Origin of the sequence: Prevotella sp. AM34-19LB (assembly GCF_003468525.1) — a bacterium.
Classification (GTDB): Bacteria; Bacteroidota; Bacteroidia; order Bacteroidales; family Bacteroidaceae; genus Prevotella.
Map to the genome: position 1 here is coordinate 1 of NZ_QSIG01000033.1, position 22,591 is coordinate 22,591.

At 45.1% G+C, this 22,591-nt stretch carries 19 protein-coding genes; 8 read left to right on the forward strand and 11 right to left on the reverse strand.

Annotated features, from left to right (window positions below; translation table 11 throughout):
• Nucleotides 1-284 precede the first annotated feature (284 nt).
• From DW830_RS10660 to DW830_RS10690, 8 genes are all read left to right on the forward strand, one after another.
• Nucleotides 285-1,109: an ATP-binding cassette domain-containing protein gene (locus tag DW830_RS10660; protein WP_119249875.1), complete on the forward strand. Its 825-nt coding sequence runs from the start codon at nt 285-287 to the stop codon at nt 1,107-1,109.
• Between the two features lie 12 nt (nt 1,110-1,121).
• A complete protein-coding gene (locus DW830_RS15860) occupies nt 1,122-1,277 on the forward strand; it encodes a hypothetical protein (RefSeq protein WP_158573477.1) in 156 nt (51 codons plus the stop codon).
• Between the two features lie 116 nt (nt 1,278-1,393).
• Nucleotides 1,394-1,969: a hypothetical protein gene (locus DW830_RS10665; RefSeq protein ID WP_119249876.1), complete on the forward strand. Its 576-nt coding sequence runs from the start codon at nt 1,394-1,396 to the stop codon at nt 1,967-1,969.
• A gap of 19 nt (nt 1,970-1,988) precedes the next feature.
• A complete protein-coding gene (locus DW830_RS10670; protein WP_006848205.1) occupies nt 1,989-2,360 on the forward strand; it encodes a GntR family transcriptional regulator in 372 nt (123 codons plus the stop codon).
• Between the two features lie 162 nt (nt 2,361-2,522).
• Complete coding sequence (locus DW830_RS10675; RefSeq protein ID WP_006848206.1) at nt 2,523-3,239, forward strand: ABC transporter ATP-binding protein; 717 nt, start codon at nt 2,523-2,525, stop codon at nt 3,237-3,239.
• A gap of 15 nt (nt 3,240-3,254) precedes the next feature.
• Entirely contained in the window at nt 3,255-4,514 is a 1,260-nt protein-coding gene (locus tag DW830_RS10680) for an ABC transporter permease (RefSeq protein ID WP_119249877.1), read from the forward strand.
• A gap of 70 nt (nt 4,515-4,584) precedes the next feature.
• Nucleotides 4,585-5,832 (forward strand): ABC transporter permease, encoded by a 1,248-nt coding sequence (locus DW830_RS10685; protein WP_119249878.1) that lies wholly within the window; start codon nt 4,585-4,587, stop codon nt 5,830-5,832.
• Between the two features lie 23 nt (nt 5,833-5,855).
• Entirely contained in the window at nt 5,856-6,974 is a 1,119-nt protein-coding gene (locus tag DW830_RS10690; protein ID WP_119249879.1) for an efflux RND transporter periplasmic adaptor subunit, read from the forward strand.
• 70 nt (nt 6,975-7,044) lie between these two features.
• Here the strand turns inward: DW830_RS10690 and DW830_RS10695 are convergent, their stop codons facing one another.
• The 11 genes from DW830_RS10695 to DW830_RS10745 form a co-directional block, all read right to left on the reverse strand.
• A complete protein-coding gene (locus DW830_RS10695; RefSeq protein WP_158573478.1) occupies nt 7,045-7,818 on the reverse strand; it encodes a TlpA family protein disulfide reductase in 774 nt (257 codons plus the stop codon).
• A gap of 534 nt (nt 7,819-8,352) precedes the next feature.
• Complete coding sequence (locus DW830_RS10700) at nt 8,353-10,950, reverse strand: carboxypeptidase-like regulatory domain-containing protein (RefSeq protein ID WP_119249881.1); 2,598 nt, start codon at nt 10,948-10,950, stop codon at nt 8,353-8,355.
• A gap of 35 nt (nt 10,951-10,985) precedes the next feature.
• A complete protein-coding gene (locus DW830_RS10705) occupies nt 10,986-11,510 on the reverse strand; it encodes a GLPGLI family protein (protein WP_119249882.1) in 525 nt (174 codons plus the stop codon).
• Nucleotides 11,477-11,827: a hypothetical protein gene (locus DW830_RS10710; protein WP_119249883.1), complete on the reverse strand. Its 351-nt coding sequence runs from the start codon at nt 11,825-11,827 to the stop codon at nt 11,477-11,479. The genes DW830_RS10705 and DW830_RS10710 overlap by 34 nt, the downstream gene beginning before the upstream one ends.
• A 61-nt stretch (nt 11,828-11,888) precedes the next feature.
• Nucleotides 11,889-12,083, reverse strand: coding sequence for a hypothetical protein (locus DW830_RS10715; protein WP_119249884.1), 195 nt, complete (start codon nt 12,081-12,083; stop codon nt 11,889-11,891).
• An 80-nt stretch (nt 12,084-12,163) separates the two neighbouring features.
• Nucleotides 12,164-12,517 carry a hypothetical protein gene (locus tag DW830_RS10720; RefSeq protein WP_119249885.1) on the reverse strand — a complete coding sequence of 118 codons (354 nt, stop codon included), beginning with the start codon at nt 12,515-12,517 and terminating at the stop codon, nt 12,164-12,166.
• A gap of 125 nt (nt 12,518-12,642) precedes the next feature.
• Nucleotides 12,643-14,397 (reverse strand): tetratricopeptide repeat protein, encoded by a 1,755-nt coding sequence (locus DW830_RS10725; RefSeq protein WP_119249886.1) that lies wholly within the window; start codon nt 14,395-14,397, stop codon nt 12,643-12,645.
• 395 nt (nt 14,398-14,792) lie between these two features.
• Complete coding sequence (locus DW830_RS10730; protein WP_119249887.1) at nt 14,793-15,929, reverse strand: AAA family ATPase; 1,137 nt, start codon at nt 15,927-15,929, stop codon at nt 14,793-14,795.
• Nucleotides 15,930-16,351: 422 nt separating this feature from the next.
• Nucleotides 16,352-16,543 (reverse strand): hypothetical protein, encoded by a 192-nt coding sequence (locus DW830_RS16120; RefSeq protein WP_199656117.1) that lies wholly within the window; start codon nt 16,541-16,543, stop codon nt 16,352-16,354.
• Between the two features lie 44 nt (nt 16,544-16,587).
• Nucleotides 16,588-19,251 (reverse strand): DNA mismatch repair protein MutS, encoded by a 2,664-nt coding sequence (gene mutS, locus DW830_RS10740; protein ID WP_119249888.1) that lies wholly within the window; start codon nt 19,249-19,251, stop codon nt 16,588-16,590.
• Between the two features lie 192 nt (nt 19,252-19,443).
• A complete protein-coding gene (locus DW830_RS10745; protein WP_199656119.1) occupies nt 19,444-22,557 on the reverse strand; it encodes a glycoside hydrolase family 2 TIM barrel-domain containing protein in 3,114 nt (1,037 codons plus the stop codon).
• Nucleotides 22,558-22,591: the final 34 nt, after the last annotated feature.

Here is a 22,591-nt window from a genome sequence, read left to right on the forward strand (position 1 = left end):
ATGGTGGCTACATATTGATGTTGTGCTGTTGCTTTTTACTGAAAGCTGCTACTAACGACTCATAAATCTACCCTTAATCGTGTATTGGATGATAGTTGCGGATTTTAGGTTAGAAAAACATCTTTTTTCTTTTATGAACGACACCCTTAGCTTTTTATAATAAGGTGATAATGTTAACATTACGTTAAAGTATGAAAATAATTACCCAAAAGTTTGGTACTTATCGCAGAAAAGCATACCTTTGCAGCGTTCTATTGAAGTAGTACACTAAAACATTAAAGATTATGATACAGATTAAAGACATTGATTTCAGATACCCAGGTAGCAAGCACCTTGTATTTAGAGATTTCTCTTTGGAACTCAAGGAGAACAACATTTATGGCTTGCTTGGTAAGAACGGTACTGGCAAGAGCACCCTGCTCTATCTCATCAGCGGATTGCTCCGCCAGCAACAAGGTACCGTTCTCGTGGATGGCATTTCGGCACAAGATCGCAAAGCCGAGATGCTGAAGGACATCTTCATGGTGCCCGAAGAGTTTGAACTGCCCAACGTTTCCCTTGCCACCTACGTGAAGATGAACCAGGAGTTCTATCCTAACTTCTCGCAGGAAGTGCTGGACAGTTGCCTCAAGGATTTTGATTTACCACTCTCTCTCAAGTTGAACGAACTCTCGATGGGACAGAAGAAGAAGGTATTCATGAGTTTCGCACTCGCCACGGGTACCCGCTTTCTTCTGATGGACGAGCCAACCAATGGTCTCGACATCCCATCGAAGAGCCAGTTCCGTAAGGTCATCGCCAACAACATGACGGAAGACCGCACCCTCATCATCTCTACTCATCAGGTGCACGATGTAGAGTCGTTGCTCGACCACATCATCATCATGAACCAGAGCCAGCTCCTGCTCGATGCATCGGTTTCTGACATCTGCGAGAAATACACCTTTGAATACCGCAACCCACAGGAGATGGACGACACCGTGCTCTACGCCGAGCCAACCCTACAGGGCAATGCCGCCATCTGCAAGCGACAGGAGGGTGAGCAGGAAACACAGATGAACCTGGAATTGCTCTTCAATGCAGTGATTAATGGAAAGTTAAACGATTAAAAACAGATGATTATGAATAATACTTTTGATTTCAATAGATTTAAGATGGTAATACGCTGGGATATTCTCAGTAATTGGAAGACCTACTTCCGCACTATGATAGGTTTGGCATTCGGCATCACATTACTTGCCTCATCTGCCTCTGCACTTTTCGTAGCAGATCACTAAGTTCTATAGATGCAGAAAACTTATTCTTTGGAACTTATTCCGATGTAGTTTCTACCAATATTCTGATAGTATTCACCATCAGTATCTACATATTTGTAGGAAATTGCTTCCGAAACATGAAAACGAAAATAAAGCGAGAGAACTTTTTGATGTTGCCTGCTTCCAACCTAGAGAAATACCTAGGTCGATTACTGAACATCACGGTAGGAGGCTTGCTTCTGACCCTTGGCGCAACCATCATTGCCGACTTTATCCAATTTCTATTCAGCTTTATCCTCACACCAGGGCTACATACTTCCATCACATGGAACTTTCTAACGTTCATCGGAAATGGATTTGTAGAAGTTAATAAAAGTGCGCTAGACTTTGAGGGGATGCTTTTTATGTTAATCAACGCCATTTTCGTCCACTCATTCTTTACGCTAGGAGCGACCTTCTTCCGTAAACACCCTATATTATCAACAACTTTCACAGGGCTACTTTTAATGCTTATTATTGGTTATGCCATCAATGGATTAGGTGAGGTTGGTGTGTTCAATTTCTTAGACCCAGTGTTTGTAAATGCCTATAGCCATGCATTCATCTTCGCTTATATAATTATATTCCTAGTTATATCAGCCTTCAACTATTGGGCATCTTACAAGCTCTTCACCCGCATGCAGGTTATCTGCAACAAGTGGATCAACATCTAAGAATTAAAAAATGAAGATTATGAATTTCAGTAACGATAAAGCAATATACGTACAGATAGCCGAGCGACTGAGCGATGAGATTCTGGCGGGCAAATACAAGGAAGACGAGCGAATACCGAGCGTCAGGGAATACGCCGTACTACTGGAGGTAAATGCCAACACAACCGTGAAGGCATATGACCTGCTTGCCACCGATGAGATCATCTACAATAAGCGAGGCCTGGGCTACTTTGTTTCCGCTGGAGCCAAGAAGCAGATCAAAAAGACCCGCAAAAAGGAGTTTATGAAAGAAAGACTCCCGGAACTCGCCCGACAAATGCAGCTTCTCGACATCTCCATCGATGAAGTGAAGGAAGAGTTGGAGAAGAATCTCAAAAAGATAAAGATATGATGACACTATTCATCCTCAAATATATATTTATAGCTTCTGTTTTTGCCTTATATATAATAAGGTGTATGTAATAACGTTTTAAAAAAATAGCTACGCTTGCAACTTTCAGAAGGTTGCAAGCGTCTAACGTTTTAAATTCATATCAATAAACAAGCGTATTATATGTCATTAATTCATCTAAAAGACGTCAACAAGACCTATCAGGGTGCTCAGCCTCTCCATGTGCTGAAGGGCATCGACCTCGACATCGAACGTGGCGAGTTCGTCAGCATCATGGGTGCTTCCGGCTCGGGAAAATCCACCTTATTAAATATACTGGGTATTCTCGACAACTACGATACGGGCGAATACCGACTCAATGATGTGCTCATCAAAGACCTCTCGGAAACCCGTGCTGCCGAATACCGCAACAAGATGATTGGCTTCATCTTCCAGTCGTTCAACCTCATCTCGTTCAAGACAGCGGTGGAAAACGTAGAGCTTCCACTCTTCTACCAGGGCGTGAGCCGCAAGAAGCGCCACGAACTGGCGATGGAATATCTCGAAAAACTGGGCTTGAAGCAATGGGCCAACCATTATCCCAACGAGATGTCGGGAGGACAGAAGCAGCGTGTAGCCATCGCCCGTGCCCTCATCACCAAACCCGAAATCATCCTTGCCGATGAGCCTACTGGAGCCCTCGACTCCAAAACGAGCGTGGAAGTGATGGACCTGCTGAAGGAACTGCACCAGAAAGAGGGAATGACCATCGTGGTGGTAACCCACGAAAGCGGTGTAGCCAACGAGACCGACAAGGTTATCCATATCAAGGACGGACTCATCGGAAGCATCGAAGACAACAGAGACCATCATCTCGTATCAAAAGACTACGTGAAGTAACTTTGAACTTGGAACATGAGAGAATTAATCAAAGAAATATGGAGCACGTCGAAGCGCAACAAGCTCCGCACTTCGCTCACGGGATTTGCCGTTGCCTGGGGAATCTTCATGCTGATATTCCTGCTGGGCGCCGGCAACGGACTGATTAATGCCCAGTTGCAGCAAAGCACCCGATTCCTTGCCAACTCCATGCGAGTATTCCCGGGCGAAACCTCCAAGGCTTACAAGGGACTGAAGGAAGGCAGAAGCATCACGCTCAACGACAGGGACATCCTCATCAGCAACCAGACCTACGGCCAGTACGTGGATGATGTGGGGGGAAGACTGGAACAGTATAACGTGAACATCAACTATGGCGATAATTATGTGGCAAGCCAGTCATTGGTGGGTGTGGCTCCTACACATCCCAAAATCGACAAGACGGAGCTGATTGCCGGACGATTCATCAACGAAATCGATATGAAGGACCAGCGCAAGAATGTGGTGCTGAGCCGAAGCCAGGCCAAGGAACTCTGCAAAGACTACCGTTCGCTGGTGGGCAAGAACGTAAAGATCAGCAACCTCAACTTTCAGGTGGTAGGAATTTACAAGGATGATGAATCGCGCAACAATACCGATGCCTTCACCGCCTACTCCACCATCAAGACCATCTATGCCAAGGGCGATGATGCAGGAAGTCTGGAGTTCACCATCAAGAACCTGAAGACCCAGGAGGATAACGAGCAGTTTGAGAAGAACTATCGTGCCAGCATCAACAACAACCATCAGGCTGCACCTGATGACGACCGCACCATCTGGCTCTGGAACCGATACATGGACAATATCCAGATGAACCAGGGAATCGCCATCATGCAGACGGCACTCTGGATAGTAGGTCTGTTCACCCTGCTGAGCGGCATCGTGGGCGTAAGCAACATCATGCTCATCACCGTGAAGGAACGAACCCGAGAGTTTGGTGTAAGAAAAGCCATCGGTGCCAAACCTTGGTCTATACTGAAGCTCATCATCACCGAGAGCATCATCATCACCTCGTTCTTCGGCTATATCGGAATGGTCTGTGGCGTGGCGGCAAACGAAATCATGGACGCAACCATCGGCCACACCACCATAGACACCGGACTGTTTAAAGCCGCCATGTTTGTGAACCCTACGGTGGGCATCGGCACCTGCATCGGCGCCACCATCGCCATCGTCATCGCAGGCACCATCGCCGGACTCATCCCAGCCATCAAGGCTGCAAGAATCCGACCGATAGAGGCGCTGAGAGCGGAATAATGATTAATGAGTAGTGATTAATGGGGCTTACACCTTATTATATATATAGACCATAAATATTGACTAGGCTATGCGATTAGATTTAGATACATATAAAGAAATACTCGACACCATCACGAGGAACAAGAGCCGCAGTCTGCTCACGGGCTTCGGCGTGTTCTGGGGCGTGTTTATGCTCATCGCCTTGATGGGTGGCGGCCAGGGACTGAAAGAGATACTGCAGAACAACTTCGCAGGCTTCGCCACCAACACCGCCATCATCTGGGCGCAGAACACCACCAAGCCCTACAAGGGATTCAACAAGGGGCGTTCCTGGCAGATGGAAGAGAAAGACCTGGAGCGATTGCGCCACAGGGTGCCCGAACTCGATGTCATCACCCCGCTGCTCTTCGGAGGCAACAAGTCGGTGGTGTTTGGCGACAAGAAATTCAGCGGCAGCACGCAGGGCGTGAATCCCGATTACGCCCAGGTTTCCGCACCTAAAATGTTTTACGGCAGATACATCAACGAGATGGATGTGCGCCGCCAGCGCAAGGTTTGCGTCATCGGTAAACAGATTTACAAGACCCTCTTCCCCGGCGGCGGTGACCCGTGCGGCAAGAGCGTGCGAGTGGATTCCACCTATTACACGGTAGTGGGTGTAGATTACCGCTCGGGAAATGGCATCAACTTCGGCGGTAGAGCCGACGAAACCATCACCATTCCGCAATCCGTGCTCCGCACCGCCTACAACCGCGGAACAGCCATCGACATCATCGCCACCACCGGTAAGCCGGGCGTGGTAATGAGCAGCATCGCCCAGCGAATGCGTGAAACCATAGCCAGGGCTCACAACATCGACCCTTCAGATGAAAAAGGAATCATGGTGTTCAATACGGAGGTGCTCTTCCAGATGCTCGACAATCTGTTTAAGGGTGTCAACTTCCTCATCTGGCTGGTAGGTATCGGCACCCTTCTCGCCGGCGCCATCGGAGTTTCCAACATCATGATGGTAACGGTGAAGGAGCGAACCACCGAGATAGGCATTCGCCGAGCCATCGGCGCCACGCCAAAGATGATTCTCTCGCAAATCATCTCAGAGAGTATTATCCTCACCCTGGTGGCAGGCATGAGCGGCATCATCTTCGGAGTAGCCATCCTGCAGATGCTGGAGATGGCGAACACCACGGATGGCATTCTCACCGCCCACTTCCAGGTAGATTTCTGGACAGCCATCTCCTCAGCCATCCTCATCTGCATCCTTGGCGGTCTTGCCGGACTTGCCCCAGCCTGGCGAGCCATGAGCATCAAGCCGGTAGATGCAATGAGAGACGAATAAAAGAAAAATAAGATATAAAAGATATGAAAAAGTATTCAAAGTTGATAGTTGCGGCGATAGTCGCCTTGATTTTCATCGGAACCTTCGTGTTCCTTTATGAGAAATCACAGCCTAAGCCTGTGGAATATACCGAGTTTACCCCAAAGATGGGCGATGTGTTGAAAACCACGGTGATTACGGGTAAGATAGAGCCTCGCAACGAGGTGAACGTAAAGCCTCAGATCAGCGGTATCATCACCGAAATCTGCAAGCAAGCAGGCGATTTCGTGCAGGCAGGCGAGGTAATCGCCAAGGTAAAGGTGATTCCGGATATGGGACAGCTCAGTTCGGCGCAGGCTCGTGTGCGCCTTGCCGAGATTAACCTGAAGCAGGCACAGGTAAACTATGGTCGCGAGGAACAGCTCTACAAGAAGCAGCTGGTCAGCGCCGATGAGTTTGATAAGGTAAAACAGTCGTTGCAACAGGCAAAGGAGGAGGAAGTTGCCGCCCTTGATGCGCTCGAAGTGGTTCGTGATGGTGTTTCCAAGAGCAACGCCAGTGCCTCTTCCACCCTCATCCGTTCTACCATTTCGGGAATTATCCTCGATATTCCTGTCAAGGTAGGTAACTCCGTGATTCTCGCCAACACCTTTAATGACGGAACCACCATCGCCAGCGTAGCAAACATGAACGACCTCATCTTCCGTGGCAATATCGACGAGACCGAGGTAGGCAATCTGGTAGTGGGAATGCCGATGAAGATTACCATCGGAGCGATGCAGGACCTGAAGTTTGATGCCGACCTGGAGTACATTTCACCAAAGGCTGTAGAAAACAATGGTGCCAACCAGTTTGAGGTAAAGGCAGCCGTCCGCTCAGTAAAGGGCGGCAAGATCCGTTCCGGCTACAGTGCCAATGCCGAGATAGTATTGGCAAAGGCGAGCCACGTGATCACCGTTCCGGAGAGTGCCATCGAGTTCAGCGGCGACAGCACCTTTGTCTATATCGTAAAGGGCAGCGGCGAGAAGAAGACATACGACCGCAAACAGGTAACCACCGGATTGAGCGATGGTGTGAACATCGAAATCAAAAAAGGTCTGAGTCTGAAGGACAAGGTAAGAGGTCCGCAGGTTGTGGCAGACAACAAGGATGATGAAGAATAATCTTAGCAGTATAGAATAAGTAGTAAAAGCCAAAGGGGGCATTTTGTGTTCATGCCCCCTTTGGCTTTTACTACTTATTAATAACGTTTAAAATATCCTGACGTATCTTCTCATTGGTACCATTCACCATATAACGTATCAAGCCATCCTCACCTAGGACGATGAAGAGAGGAAAACCGCCTGAGCCAACAAATTTCACGAAATAATTATCACCATAAAGATGAGTCCAATTGAAGCCACGTGCCTCCGTTATCTTCCTTACCTTATCAGCTTTCTCAAAGTTTACAGAGAGAAATATCACATTAGGATACTTATTCTTCCACTCCGAAAGGATAGGCATTTCTCGCAAACAAGGTCCACAGCCTGAATACCATGCGTTGATAACTACCTTATGTCCCTTGAGCGACTGTTCTGTCCAAAGTTTTCCGTTCAAATCGTGCAAAGCAAAGGAACCTGGCAACGGTTTGCCACTCAATGCGTCAGCATTCTCGTTATGCCTCGTCAAAGACAACATCTGCTGATAAGTCTCTATTCGGTCTTCTATCTCTGATAGAGATTTCACTCTACTGCGAGGTATCTCATATTTTTCCCATTCCTTAGGCATAGTAAAGTTGGGATACATCGTAAAAACCATCAAGTTGCCATTTTCTCCATACTTGATGGCTGACATATACTTCACCTTCGATACATCCAAAGGCAAATCCTTGACATAGAAATGTCGATTCACCATTATACTAGGAGACAGCAAACTATCTGCTTGTTCCTGTACGACAGGAGTTTCCTGTGCGCTTGCTGCAAAAGGCATCATCGCCAAAAGCAACGCCATCATCATTTGTTTCATCATTTTCTTTTCCATTGTATATCTCTTATATATGTTTCCTACATACTTATTCTTATTAGAAAATACGCAACTCTTACCATTGAGTAAACTAAAGGAACACACTTTTAACTTTTATTCGTATTGGTAATTTGCGGCCTTTTATTATTTTGCCTTTCTGTAAAATATATAGATAGCATTCCAAATAAATAAAGAAAAAATACATGGAAAGAATATATCACTCCATTTATTTAAAATAACCCTTTCAATTATTTCTATTAAATAGACAACTTGTAAAGCTACTAAAAAATCAGTATTGTATATTTAGTTATTTTTGTCATATTCTTCTAATTAAATTCGTTTTACCTGCTTTATTTAATTCTTACCACCTGCAAATATACAAAAAGTTACCCAAAGGTAACTTACCTTAGGGTAACTTTTTGTGATTATTAACCTATACTAATGGTTAATCAGGTCATTAAGGTCAAGGTAAGAGGTCCGCAAATCGTAGCCGATAACAATAAGGATGATGACGAGTAAGTCACCATCCTTATTGGATTATTAGAAATTATATTTTACGCTGAAAGTGCATCCGATAGGACGCAACTGATAAATGTATCGATAATTGCTCTCCTTTATCTGCTTATTGACCACATAAACCCTTTGATTTGTCAAGTTTTGGGCTAGCAACTCCAACTCTATGCTCTTCTTTTTATATCGGATGCCAGCATTGGCATCGCTCTCATGCTCCTGATGGTCTGCGTCCTTGAGCCAGTTCATGCTGACATCGCCGAACAACTCCAAGTCCTCTACCAAGAAGAAAGAAAGCCCAAAGCTACCTTGGTGCTCTCGCATCGTAGTCCCCAAGTCCTTCACTCTATTTTGCATTTGGTAATAAGAGTACTCCAAAGACAAGTTCAGCTTGTCGCTCCAAAACGCCTGTTCCAATCGGGTATTTACCAGATAACGATCATTTACGAGTTTAAGCACATTGTCTTTCGACAGAATATTAGTATGGTAATTTCCCAAACTTGCCATCAGCGAGATAGACGTATCCGTGCTACGGAAATTCTTGCTGGCATTGAGAGTGAGCGACTTGTCGAGCATGGTATTTTTCTTCTTGGACACCTTGGTGTAGACATCCCCATCCGATACGCTCGTTTGGCTCATCGAGTTGGTTTGCGAGCGAGTTATCAAGCCCATAAGCGAAGCAAAGACGCCATCCATTGTATTGTGGAAGTTGAGATGGCCGCTTGCAAAGAGAGAGTTTCGATTGGTCAAGCTACCAGTGCCCTTGGTCGTCGCATCCTTGTAAGTGTAGAATATCGGTGAAGTAACAAAGTTGGATATGTCACCGAAATTGCATCGGGAACCTCCTCTCAACCTAAACTTCAGTCCCTTAGTCACTTTCCATGCGAGGGTGGTGTTGACATTGGCATAGGTGTCATCATGACGAAAATTCTTGTCCTCTCCCACATTCTCAAAATGTATGTTGAGCAGAGACAACGGAACTCTCACCTCCCAGGTCAGCCGGTTCCAAGCCATCTGGAAGTAAGGCTCCACGCTTGTATTGAGCATATAGCCCTGAAAAGTGTTGGCTAGCTTCTCCTCGGAACGAAGTCGGGATAAACGAATCTTATTGTAATAAGACTCGAAGTTTACCTTGACGCCCATTTGTACGAGTCTGCCGAGTTGCCATCCGAAAGAGGTATGCTCGTCGGTCTGGAAGGCAGTCTCGTTGAGGCTTTGCCACATCTCCCAACTCTTGTCGGTAGGAATCGCTTGGAGACGATTGACAGGAGTGTTGGAGAACTTGATATTGCTTTGCAACTGAAACACTTTCTTGCCAATATGGTAAATGGAGCTAAACTGGTTGGTTAGCTGATAATTGGCTGATTTTTGCTTTTGTGCGCCATCAAAGTTGTCCTCCAACCCAAAATGCTTGTGATAGAACTTGGAGTTGAAGGTAAAGTCATCAAGAAAATATACCTTCTCCGTATTGTTCTCCAGTTTTATCTTTCCCATCAAAGAATTAGAATATACTGCCGCCTGCACCTTCTCAGAGAAGTCTTGATACTGGTTGTCATCTACGAAGATACTGGAGTTTTTCTGGTTTTGGTAGTGCAGGTCATCACCAGCATAGCGCAAATTGAGAGTAAGCGTTCGTTTGTCCTTCAGCTTGAAGAGAGAGTTGAATGCTCCTTCTCCCGACTTGTTGTCTACGTATCGGCTCAAAGATATGCTTGGTATGTCTTGTGCCGAAAGGCTGATTCCATCCCAAGTAAAAGATGAGAAATCAGAAACTTGGTCGAGTCCGAAAGACTGCGACGTATTATAAGTCAAGCCCGTGTCATTAGCCTTGAGCGACAAGAGCTGTTGCGTTTTTTTGTTGATTTGCATGGCGAAGACATCACTCTTCCACAACGTCTGGTCATCATAGCCCAGTCCTTGCTGAAGATAGCCGATAGGCTTCAGCTTGCGGTTGTTCTTGATTTTCAGGTTGAGAGCTGCCTTGTCGGAGAAGTCAACATTCTTCAAGGCTCTTATGGGTTGATGGTTTTCATAGACATTTACCGCAGCCACGTCGTCAGGGCGGATATTCTTGGTAGCCAAGATATAGTTGCCCGACAGCATGTCCATATTTTCGATATAAAACTTACTGATGCGCTCACCTTGGTAATAGATGCCTCCCGTGTTGTCCACGCTGATGCCTGGCATTCGCTTCAGTACATCCTCGATGCTTCTATCCTTTTCTTTCTTGAAGGCATTGACATCATAAGTCAAGGTGTCGCCGCTTTGGCGGATAGGCACACTTCTCACCACCACCTCCTTGATATTGATAGCCTCATCGTGCAAGGTGATGTTCTTGAGCTTTCCAAAGTCCTTTCTCAAGATGGTCTTCGTCCCATAGCTCAACCGCGACAAGGTGATACTGGAGATAGAATCATGGGCGGTGGTGGCAAGACGGAATTCCCCTTGTCTATTCGTCTGCATATAACGCTTCAACTTCTTATGTTGATTGTAGGCTCTGACCATTACATTGCCAAGAGCCTTTCCCGACTCGTCCCTTACCATTCCCGAAAGGGTGGTTTGGGCAGAGAGAGGCAAGGCTATTAGCAACGCAAGGACAACCATCCCAATATGCTTGATGAAACTCATGCTAAAACTTTTGTTTTTATTAAACTGCCTTGCTGCTATTCCTTTTCCAAAGGATTATAAAAAAGTTTTCTCTTCGGAATAGGCATCGTTTTGCCATTCATATCTTTAGGAGCCAATGGAGAATTTTTCCAAGACTTAGTTGGATCAGACTTGTAATCAGCCACAGCTTTGTTAAAATGCTCACGAGTAGTCTTGAAATATTCTGTGTCTCTGACAATTATTGGCGAACTAGACTTTCGGACAGAAATGGCAGTAAAAGTATGCTCTTTATCTTCTGATTGTGCTTCAAGAATTAGTCCTGGTAAGCCATTTAATTTCCAAGGGCCAACACTCTTCGGTATATCACAAAACCAAGCTATCCAATTACGTCCACGGAAAACTGCTGTTGCTTGATGGCATAAATATCCACAAATCATCTTTGTACTATCAGACAATACCCAATCAATTTGAGGTATATCCTCTTGATAGGTATAACTATCTATAGATACCTTACCATAATAAGACAGTCGTTTTGTATTTGCATTTTCTAACAAGAATTCTTTAAAGTCTGGTCTATACATATTATAGGTTTTAAAAACTCTCCGTTAGTCATCTGTTGTTTTCCAACAAGAACAGAATCTAGCCTATAAGAACCATAACTCTCAAATTTAGAAACAGTATCTCCTATTTCCAATATAGCATAATACTCTCTCATATCTCCAATGCTATGGTCTATAATACGATAGTTATAGATGCATTCCATAACACTTGTGTCTAATGTTTTGTTTTTACCCAATTTTGCTGGTTCATTAGCCCATGAACCTCCTATTGAAATTTCCTGCGCTCTTACCAACAAAGGAAACACAAAAAGCAACAAACAAATAATTTTCTTATTCATGATAAATACAATTTGTACAAGAGGTTTTACATTATATAAAACCTCTTGTACGATAAACTAATTAACGAACTTCTGCAGAAAAGCCAAAACGACTTCCACAATAAGCATCATTCAAATCTTGCAAATAATCTATAAAATCATCTGTTCTAGCGAAATACTCAGGACCTACTGTCATTACTTGCTTGCCACAAGATGTGGAAACAACAGTACCAGTGCTAGCATTAGCAGCAACTCCCATCAGCGCAAAGGCTGACATTAAAAAAACAATTTCTTCATAATCGTTCTTTTTAAATTAATAATTGTTTGCGGTATAATTTTTGGCGCCTTATTATACTTCTATTTTAATTCTATCACTCCTTGGTACATACTATTACCATCAGATATTTTCAGAGAATATTCACCACTCAATTCTTTAGGAATTTGGAAAGTCGTATCTATTATATAATAGGTATAGACATCCCCTTCCTCACTTTCAAGTGTGAGCGTATTTCCAATCACTTGACTCGGTAATGTCAAGGTATGGTCTACCAAATCAACAACCAAAGGGCACTTGGGTGATCTACTACCAGGCTTATGAATTTGATTGGGATAAACCAAACTATAGGACAAAATATAAGAATCTGCCTCGAAAGGGTTGGGAATATAAATATCGCTCCCCCCAAGAATTAATAATAACATAAAATGTTTCATATCCAATTACTTTTTAATCGTTTGCAAAAGTATAACTTTGCACTGAAACATCCAAACGAAATGCCCTTTAAAAATTTAGTAACCTGCTATTCTGCTAATTTTCAATTATTTAAATAACCACACAACTATTGTATTTTCCGAATGTATTCATCAAAGTCCTTTGGCGTTCCGACTCGATTACATAGTTTTTCCAACATTTTTTTGCGTGAAGCAGACACACCTGATGAGGTGATTTCTAGTAGAGTCGCAATAAATGATGTAGAAAAACCAAACTTCACCAATAGACATATATGATATTCCTTCTCACTCAATCGTTCTTTTAACAATGGAATAAAGGACGGAATAAATCGTTCTACAGTAGTTTCCAATTCATTCCAATCTTCTTGATCCAATTTCTCCATAGGATGCATTTCTATATAGCGGAACTTCTTGTATATCGAAGAATTTCTCAAAATGATATCGGCATCCGACAAAAGAGGATTAGAAAACTTCGCCCGAATGTCCTTTACTTCTTCCTTTAATTTACTGATTGCTTCTTCTTTCTCACGAATAACCAAAGACACCGTATCATCTTTCTCTTTTCGGAGCTGAGCCAATTCCTCTTGAAGTTTTTGTAGCTTAAGCAAACTATCTTCATACAGAAGCTGGGTAGCCGCTATTCTCTTCTTCTTCAAAAGTATACCTCTTCTATATATATAAGCTGATATTACAAGAATTGCAATACAGGCGATTACCAATATATATATAATATGATTCCTCTGCATTGCCTTTTTCTCTGCCTGAACAGCTAATTTCTGATGCCTGCCATAATCATACATCCCCTGAAGTTGCTGTAACTGGGTGTTTCTTGTTTCTATAAAATCAGAGTCTTGATACTCCAGACTCTTCAAAGCAAAAGCCGCTGCCATCTTAGGCTGATTCACTTTAGAATAATACTGAGCCAAAGCCTTTGTTGTATTAGCTTTGTTGCTATAGGATTTGCAAAGGTTTAAACTCTGACTCAAATCATTGTAAGCAGAATCTAATTGATTCACAAACATATAGTACAAACCTCTTTCGCTCAAGATATAAGCTTTAGAATCTTCATACTCCATATTTTCCTCACAACCAGTTTTAAGATAAACCTTGAAGGCTTCTTGCGCCTTCTTAACATCTCCTTGCTGTAAATAAAGACCATAATTACTACCAAAGGCTATTGCGGCATCGTCATTTTTCCCAATACGTTTAAACATCTTTGCTGCATTCAAATTAACATTGATTGCAGAATCAATTTTTCCCAAAATGACAAAACACCCCATCCTATTTTGATAATATCTAATTGTATTGAGAGTGTCACCAGCCTGAAGTGCATATTTGCTACCTTTTTCGTATGCTGCCAATTCTTGAGTAATCAAATAGTGCTTACCAAACAGCAACCCCATCTGATTATATACCCTAGCCAATGTACCATAATCACAATCTACGGCAGTAGTATCTGCCTGCTCCGTAGCCTTGTTGTAATACTCCAAAGCCAATGGTGCCTCACGCAAATCTCTATACACACATCCCAACACATAGTTGGCAAGCATCCGCTCGTTAGCTGAACCATGACGATCGTAATAATCCACTACTTCCTTCATTATGCTATCAGAAGTAAAGGAAATGTATGCCTTGTTCATCGCCTTATGACGCAACAACTCATAGCGCATCTTTTGCGATTGGGTAAACTCGGGCAACTGGGATTTGACCCCATCAAGCATCCGGATGGCAACCTTCGCTGAGTCGTCATTAACATTCATGATGCTATCTGCCCGTTGCATCAAATCATCATACTTCCTGTTTCCTGCACAAGATGCAAGAAGCATGATGATTAACAATAAAAATATGACCTTTTCTTTCATTCCTCTCTTTTTTTGCAAAAGTACGAAAAAATAAAGAAACTACAACAGAATGTCTCTATAAAATTAGAAAAAAGCAGAACTTTCATCTGAACAAAGTCAAGTAGCGCTGCGCATTGCCTGTAGTCCTTTCTGAATCACAATGCAAAGATACAACCCTGAGAATCCGGCATTCACGGTTTCTCACGGTTATTCACGGTTTCTCACGGATTTTCTTTCTTTTTCTGATGATTAGCTCAGAAAGATGATTAATTCAAATGGTAAAAGAGACTTGCTTTTGACGGCTAAGTAACTTACTTATGATAGCTAAGTGACTTGGTTACTATAGCTAAGTAACTTACTTAGGAATGACGGATGACACTTATGACACTGGTGTCACCAAGAACCTTTTCTGCCTTTTAGCAATACTCTTCCTTAAACCACAGACGATAAATCGGATCAACAAATACGAAATCGGCCTTCTGCTTCTCTATGATATCCTTGTTCTGAAGAATCTTCTTGTTCTTAACTATCGTATTGGGATTACCCAGATTATACACCTGCTTCACTGCTTGTGATGAGAAATGCTGCTCACCATCAGCTATCGCCTTGAGCATCTCTATCTGGGTAGAACTGAGATTTTCCGTATCGTTCTGAAACATCGGGGTATTGATGTTCAATACCTGCTTGAGACCAAGAGAGAACACTTCTTCCGTCACCTCAGAAACCGTAAAGCTCCAAATAAAATAGCACAACTGCTGCAGATACCAGGAATGACACTCCACCACATCGCAAATTCTGCTGGCAAAAGATTCAGAAATACGCTTACCAGTCTTCTCGAAAGATGATAAGATAAAAGGAATCCAATGCTCCTTGGCTATCTTTTGCATGAAAATAACCTGTCCGAAACGATAAAACGGACTGTTAGAATTGTTGAAGATGTTGAGCATCATATTACGCTTGCTGCCATAAAGGCAATAAGAGGTCAACTGCTGCTGTTGCCATACTGAGCGCATCTTGCCCTCCATATCCTTATATTCCGGGAGATTAGCCAACTGCTGAAATTCATCAATGCACACGATAATCCTGATTCCCTTTTCCTTCGCCAGCAACTCAGGCAATTGGAGAATCGCCATCTTATCTCTTTCTTGCGGAACAAACTTCAGGTCGAAAGCCACAAAGTCCGTAATCTGGTCGTTAACTACTATCTGCGGAACTACACCCGTCAAGAACTTCTTGGCATCCTCTATCCAACGTTCTATCTTGGAAGAAGCGCTGGCTATGACCTGACTGGCAAAAGTGCGATAGAATTCAGCTTCCGAGCCGATACTGAAAGCATCTATATAGCAGATTCTCACCTCCTTATCTTCCGCACTCAGTTCCGTCATCGCCTTCTTGACAAGCGACGATTTTCCCCATCGACGTGGAGAAATGAGCATCACGTTGATATGGGAAGCCAGGAGTTGCTTGAGCAATGCCCTGTCTTCCGTTCGGTCGATAAAATTCTCTTCGGTAGCCAATGTACCAAACTGAAAAGGAGATTGAAATACTGCCATATTCTTCTTATTAAATTCGTTTTATCTGTTTTACAACATTCGTATCACCTGCAAATATACAAAAAGTTACCCAAAGGTAACTTACCTTAAGGTAACTTTTAGTAATTATTAGCTGAGCTGATATCAATATCCCATAAAAATACTATCACCCTATAAAATAAGAAAAAGAACATCCTTTCAGACATCAATGTCCTTAAGTTCGACATAATTCTTCCCTTAAAGGAATTACTATCTACCTTTAAAGGAAAATGTTTCTAGAGTTAGTAGAAAGTTTCGTTCAGTGACATTGAATGTCCATTCAATTGTTTTGAATGTACGTTCAATTGTTTTGAATGTCCGTTCAATGATTTTGAACGGAACTTTCTTCTAGTCTTAAAAACAATTTCGCCTATACGGTTGAATAAATTTATCTAATAAAAAACTTATTTCAACCTATGCAGCGGGCACATGATGAGCCTTCCCTCATCATCACGCAAGTGCATACCACTGCCTAGGCAATAGCGGAAGTGGCGGCACTGGGCAATGTCTTCACGCATCAAGGGTTCGCCACCCGTTACGATGACAAACACTTGATGAGGATCGGCATACTGCTTGATGTTGTCTAGTACTCGCAAGAAGAGAATCCCAGCAGCGACAAGAGTGTGGCTGCCAGAGCATTTTATCTCCCCAGCAGAATCTTCTTGATGTCATTGAGCTTATTGAGAGCCTCAACTGGCGTGAGATTGTTCACATCCAAGCCAAGTATCTCATCCCTTATCTGGCTCAATACAGGGTCATCCAACTGGAAGAAGCTGAGCTGAACTCCCTCCTTAGGCTCATCCAGATGCTGCACGTTAGGCTTGCCGGCACCGCCAACTCCAGCATTATCCTGCTCCAACTGCTTCAGAATATCGTTGGCACGGTTCACGATACTGCGAGGCATTCCGGCAATCTCTGCCACATGGATACCAAAGGAGTGCTCGCTGCCACCCGGCTCCAGCTTGCGCAGGAAGATAACCTTGCCATCCACCTCCTTCACACTCACATTGAAGTTCTTGATACGAGGGAAATTCTTCTCCATCTCGTTCAACTCGTGATAATGAGTGGCAAAAAGCGTACGGGCTTGTGCCTTCTTATGCTCATGCAGATACTCAACGATAGCCCAGGCAATGCTGATGCCATCGTAGGTGGATGTTCCACGACCCAACTCATCGAAGAGTACCAGCGAACGGGGCGACACATTATTTAATATATTGGCTGCCTCCGTCATCTCCACCATAAAGGTAGATTCACCCAGCGAGATGTTATCGCTGGCTCCCACACGGGTGAATATCTTATCCACCAGACCCACCCTTGCACTCTCGGCAGGAACAAAGCAGCCCACCTGAGCCAGCAGCACGATGAGCGCCGTCTGGCGGAGCAAGGCAGATTTACCCGCCATGTTAGGACCGGTAATCATCATCACCTGCTGCTTCTCGGTGTCGAGCAACACATCGTTTGGCACGTATCGCTCGCCCAGCGGCAACTGGGTTTCAATCACAGGATGACGTCCCTGCTTGATATCCAGTATCTGCGAATCATCAATAACCGGGCGCACATAGCGGTTCTCATCCGAAGCCTTGGCAAAAGACAGGAGACAGTCCATACGGGCGATGAGGTTGGCATTGATCTGAATCTGAGGGATATACTCCTGCATGGCAGCAATCAACTCATTGAAAAGTCGTGCCTCCAAAATCAGAATCTTCTCATCGGCACCGAGAATCTTCTCCTCGTATTCCTTGAGTTCCTGAGTAATATAACGCTCAGCCTGCGCCAGCGTCTGCTTGCGGATCCACTCCTCAGGCACCTTATCCTTGAAGGTATTTCTCACCTCCAGATAATATCCGAATACATTATTATATCCTACCTTCAGACTGCTGATGCCCGTCTTTTCTATTTCCCGCTCCTGAATCTTCAGAAGATAATCCTTGCCATGACGGCTGATGGAACGCAGATCGTCGAGTTCTGCGTTATAGCCATCGGCTATCACATCGCCCTTGTTGACAAGCTGAGGCGGATCAGGCTGAATCTCCCTGGCGATGCGGTCCTTCAGGGTTTCGCATACGTTGAGCTGCTCTCCCACTCGCTTCAGGGCATCGTTCTTGGCATGTTGACAAGCCACCTTGATAGGCTGGATGGCTTCGAGTGCATTCTTCAGCTGCACCACTTCTCTAGGCGATACTCTGCCCACGGCTACCTTGGAAATGATACGCTCCAGGTCGCCGATGCGATGAAGCTGGTCGTCGAGAAGCTGACGGAACTCCGGCTCCTTGAAGAAATACTCCACGATGTCGAGGCGCTCGTTGATAGGACGTACATCCTTCAGTGGGAATACCAGCCAGCGGCGGAGCATTCGTCCACCCATCGCTGTTACGGTGCGGTCGATGACGTTGAGCAGCGACAGACCGTCGTCCTGCATCGGAGCCACCAGCTCCAGACTTCGGATGGTGAATCGGTCCATGCGCACGAACTTATCCTCTTCGATGCGTGAAAGCGCCGTGATATGGTTGATCTGCGTATGCTGGGTAATCTCCAGATACTGCATGATGGCACCGCTGGCGATGACACCATTCTTGAGATGCTCCACACCGAAGCCTTTCAACGACTTGGTCTTGAAGTGTCCCAGGAGTTTCTGCATCGCAGTCTGCTCGGTGAAAACCCAATCATCGAGTTCGAAGGTACAGTATTTGGTACCGAAGTATTTCTCAAAATCATTCTTTCGGGCACGGTCGTAGAGCACCTCTTTCGGCATGAAGTTGCCCATCAGTTTCTCTACATAATCATAGGTTCCCTCGCCGGTGAGGAACTCACCGGTAGAAATATCGAGGAAGCTAACGCCGCAGGAAGTCTTACCGAAGTGGATGGCAGCCAGGAAATTGTTCTCCTTGTAGTTGAGCACGTTGTCGCCCATTGCCACACCTGGAGTAACGAGTTCGGTAATGCCACGCTTCACCATCTTGTCCATCTGGCTCAATCCCTTCTTGCCCTTGATTTCCAGTCGTTTCTTCTTCGGGTCTTCCAGCTGGTCGCATACGGCAACTCGCTTTCCTGCCCTGATGAGTTTAGGCAGGTAAGTATCAAGTGCATGATGAGGGAATCCCGCCATCTCGATGCTGCCCGTAGCACCGCCGTTGTTTCTTCGGGTCAGGGTGATGCCGAGAATACGGGAAGCCTCCACCGCATCTTCGCAGTAAGTTTCGTAGAAGTCGCCACAACGGAAAAGCAGCAAAGCCTCGGGATGCTTGGATTTCATCTCGAAGAATTGTCGCATCATCGGCGTAAGACCTTTGTTATCGTTTGCCATTATCTTAATTATCTTATGTTTGCCTTTATATTTTGTTAGACTTGCAAAAATAAGAAAAAAAGGGGGAATCAACAAAGGATTTAATCTATTTTTAAACTTTTCCCCCATAAAACAGAAAAAGTGCCCCCTTGCATCCCTGCAAGTAGAGCACTTATCTGATGAATTACATGAATACACTAATGTGTAAATATCTTATTTCTTAGCTTTAATTACGAAGCTGAAGCAGCGGTCCTGATAGTGCATACGGTACTTCTCCATTGGCGAAGAACCCCAACTGTCAATACAACCCAGACCAAACTGGCGCTGCTGGATGTGCAACTGTACGAGACCCTTTTCTACCAGGTCGCCGCTGTGCTGTCCCCAGGCATGCTCCTTCTCGATACCTGCATCCAGATCCTCTACCAGATAAGGGATGGCACTGCACTCCATAGGAGCATAGCCCTCGAAGGTGATTCCCTTGCCGGTGGTTGGATTGAAGATAGAGAAGTAGCGGATGTCTGTATGGTTACCACTCTCCTGTGGACGGACGTATGGATAATACTCATCCTTCACGTTAGCTTCATACTTTCCGATGAAAGATGAAGAGTGACGGTCGATGTAGTTCTCCTCCGGACCTCTACCATAGTATTCCAACTTAGAGAATGACGCAGGCATCTGCAACTGCATACCGTAGCGGAACAAATCTGCTACCTTTGCCTCCTTGTCTGTTGTCATCTTCTCGGTAACAGCCACTTCACCTGCCGCATTGATACGGTAGCGGAGCATCAGCTGTGCCTTCACCTCAGGCATTTCGAAGTTGGCAGTCAGCACTACGCTGTCCTTGTTCTCACTCTTGTCGAATGACTTCAGGTTCATCTGAGGGTTCTTCCAAACTCTCATCTTCTTCTGGAGAGATGCACCATAGTCGTTGTCGGTAGGAGCACGCCAGAACTCTGGAGTCATGCTCTCACGGAACTTCAACATTGGTTCGCCATCCACATCGAGGTAATCAATCATACCGGTCTTCTTGCCAATGGTAACCGACATTCTCTCAGCAGAAACCTTCACGTAACTGTTGGTCTCCTCTACCTCAATCTTGCTGCCGGTGTTGGCAGGAGCATCTACCTTGTCGAACTCATATCCGTTGAGTACAATCTGCTGGCGAGCCATCACCTGACCCTTGTCAACCAGAGGCTGACTTCCATCACTTGCAAAGGCAAAGTTGATGGTGATTTCCTCTGTAGGGTGCTCAGCCTCAGCCTTTTCGATGGCACTCTTCAGCGCCTCGCTCTTCACCAGCTTGGTTGCCTGTGGAGCAATGCCCTTGGTATCAGGAATCGCTACGGTAGTCAACTTCACGCCGTTGGCAAAGAGGGTAGCAGTCAGGTTCAGGTCATCAATGTTCTTGAAGAAAAACTCGTTATAGACATTGAAAGAACCGTTCTCTGCATCAAAGTCCTTGATCCAGACGTTCTGGAGAACATACTGAATTTCATACGCATGAGGATTCAGACGGCGGTTAGGAGCGATGATACCGTTGCAGTTGAAGTTGTAGTCACTGCCCGGATAGCGGCCGTAGTCACCACCATAGGTAAAGATTTCCTTACCGGTGATAGGACTCTTGTCGCGCAGACCCTGGTCAACGAAGTCCCAGATGTAACCACCCTGGTACTTAGGATACTTGCGGATCAAATCCCAATACTCCTTGAAACCACCCTCAGAGTTACCCATGGCGTGAGCATACTCACACTGGATATATGGCTTGGTACCGTTGCCCTTACAATAGTTCTCACTTTCCTCGTAACCGATGTACATAGGGCAGTGGATATCAGTCTTGCTGTCGTATCCGCCACGCTCATACTGTGCAGGACGGGTTGGATCGCACGCCTTTACCCAGTCGTAAGCCTTCTCGAAGTTGATGCCGTAGCCGCCCTCATTACCCAAGCTCCATACGATGACGGAAGGATGATTGATGAGCGGCTTCACATTGCCCTCGTTGCGCTCGATGTGAGGCACGATGTACTCAGGGAACTTGGCGAGCGATTTCTCTTCATATCCCATACCATGAGATTCGAGATTTGCCTCAGCGGTGATGTAGATACCGTATTCATCGCAAAGGTCATACCAGCGAGGATCACATGGATAGTGGCTGGTGCGAACGGCGTTGATGTTCAACTGCTTCATGATCTTGATGTCCTGAATCATGCGTTCCAAGCTCACTACGTATCCACCGTCCGGATCAATCTCGTGGCGGTCGGCACCCTTCACCAGCACAGGCTGTCCGTTAACGAGCAGCTGTGCGTTCTTGATTTCCACGTTGCGGAATCCCACCTTTTGCGGAATCACCTCTGTGGCACCCTGCTTGTTCTTCAGGGTGATGTACGCCTTATATAAATAAGGTGTCTCTGCCGTCCAGGCATTTACCTTTGGCACCTTGATGACGCCCTGTACACCTGTAGCCTGTGCAATCTGCTTGCCATCCTTATCACACAAGGTGATGGCAACGTCTGTCTTTCCTCCCTTCAAGGAAACCTTGTAGTTCAACACACCATCCTGGTAGTTGTTTTCCAAGGCAGCGTTCAATCGGATGTCAGCAGCATGCAGTTTCGGACGGGCATAGAGATACACCTCACGGGCGATGCCCGTGAAGCGCCAGAAGTCCTGATCCTCGAAATAAGAACCATCGCACCATCGCATCACCTGCATGGCAATAAGGTTCTTTCCCGGCTTGAGATATTTAGAGATGTTGAACTCGGCAGCCACCTTGCTATCCTCGCTGTATCCCACGTACTTGCCGTTCACCCAGAGAGTCAGGTTACTGGTGGCAGAACCCACGTGGAAATACACATCCTTCCCCTTCCAGTCCTTAGGAAGCTCGAACGTACGGCGATAAGAACCCGTATAATTGTTGAGCTCACTGATGTAAGGAGGGTTCGGGTCAAACTGAGTTGCCCAGGCATATCCGATATTCTTATAGGTAGCATCACCATATCCGTTCAACTCAAACAAACCAGGCACAGGGAAATCCTTCCACTGTGAGTCATCATACTTCAGAGCGAAGAAGTTGGCAGGACGCTTGTTATGGTCCTTCACGAAATTAAACTTCCACATACCTTCCATGGAAAGGTAGTTGGCCGACTTCTTCTTATCAAAACTCTGAGCCTTCTCCAAATTCTCGAATGCGAAGAAATTGGCGCGTCGATGCTCTCGGTTCTGCTGATTGATGTTCACATTCTGCCAGCGAGACTCACTCTGAGCCAGCGCCCCACTGCTCATCGAAAGCATGGCAAGGCAAAGTGATACATTTGCGATGGTTCTGATATTCATATTCCTAATCAGTTATTGATTTTACTTGTAATCA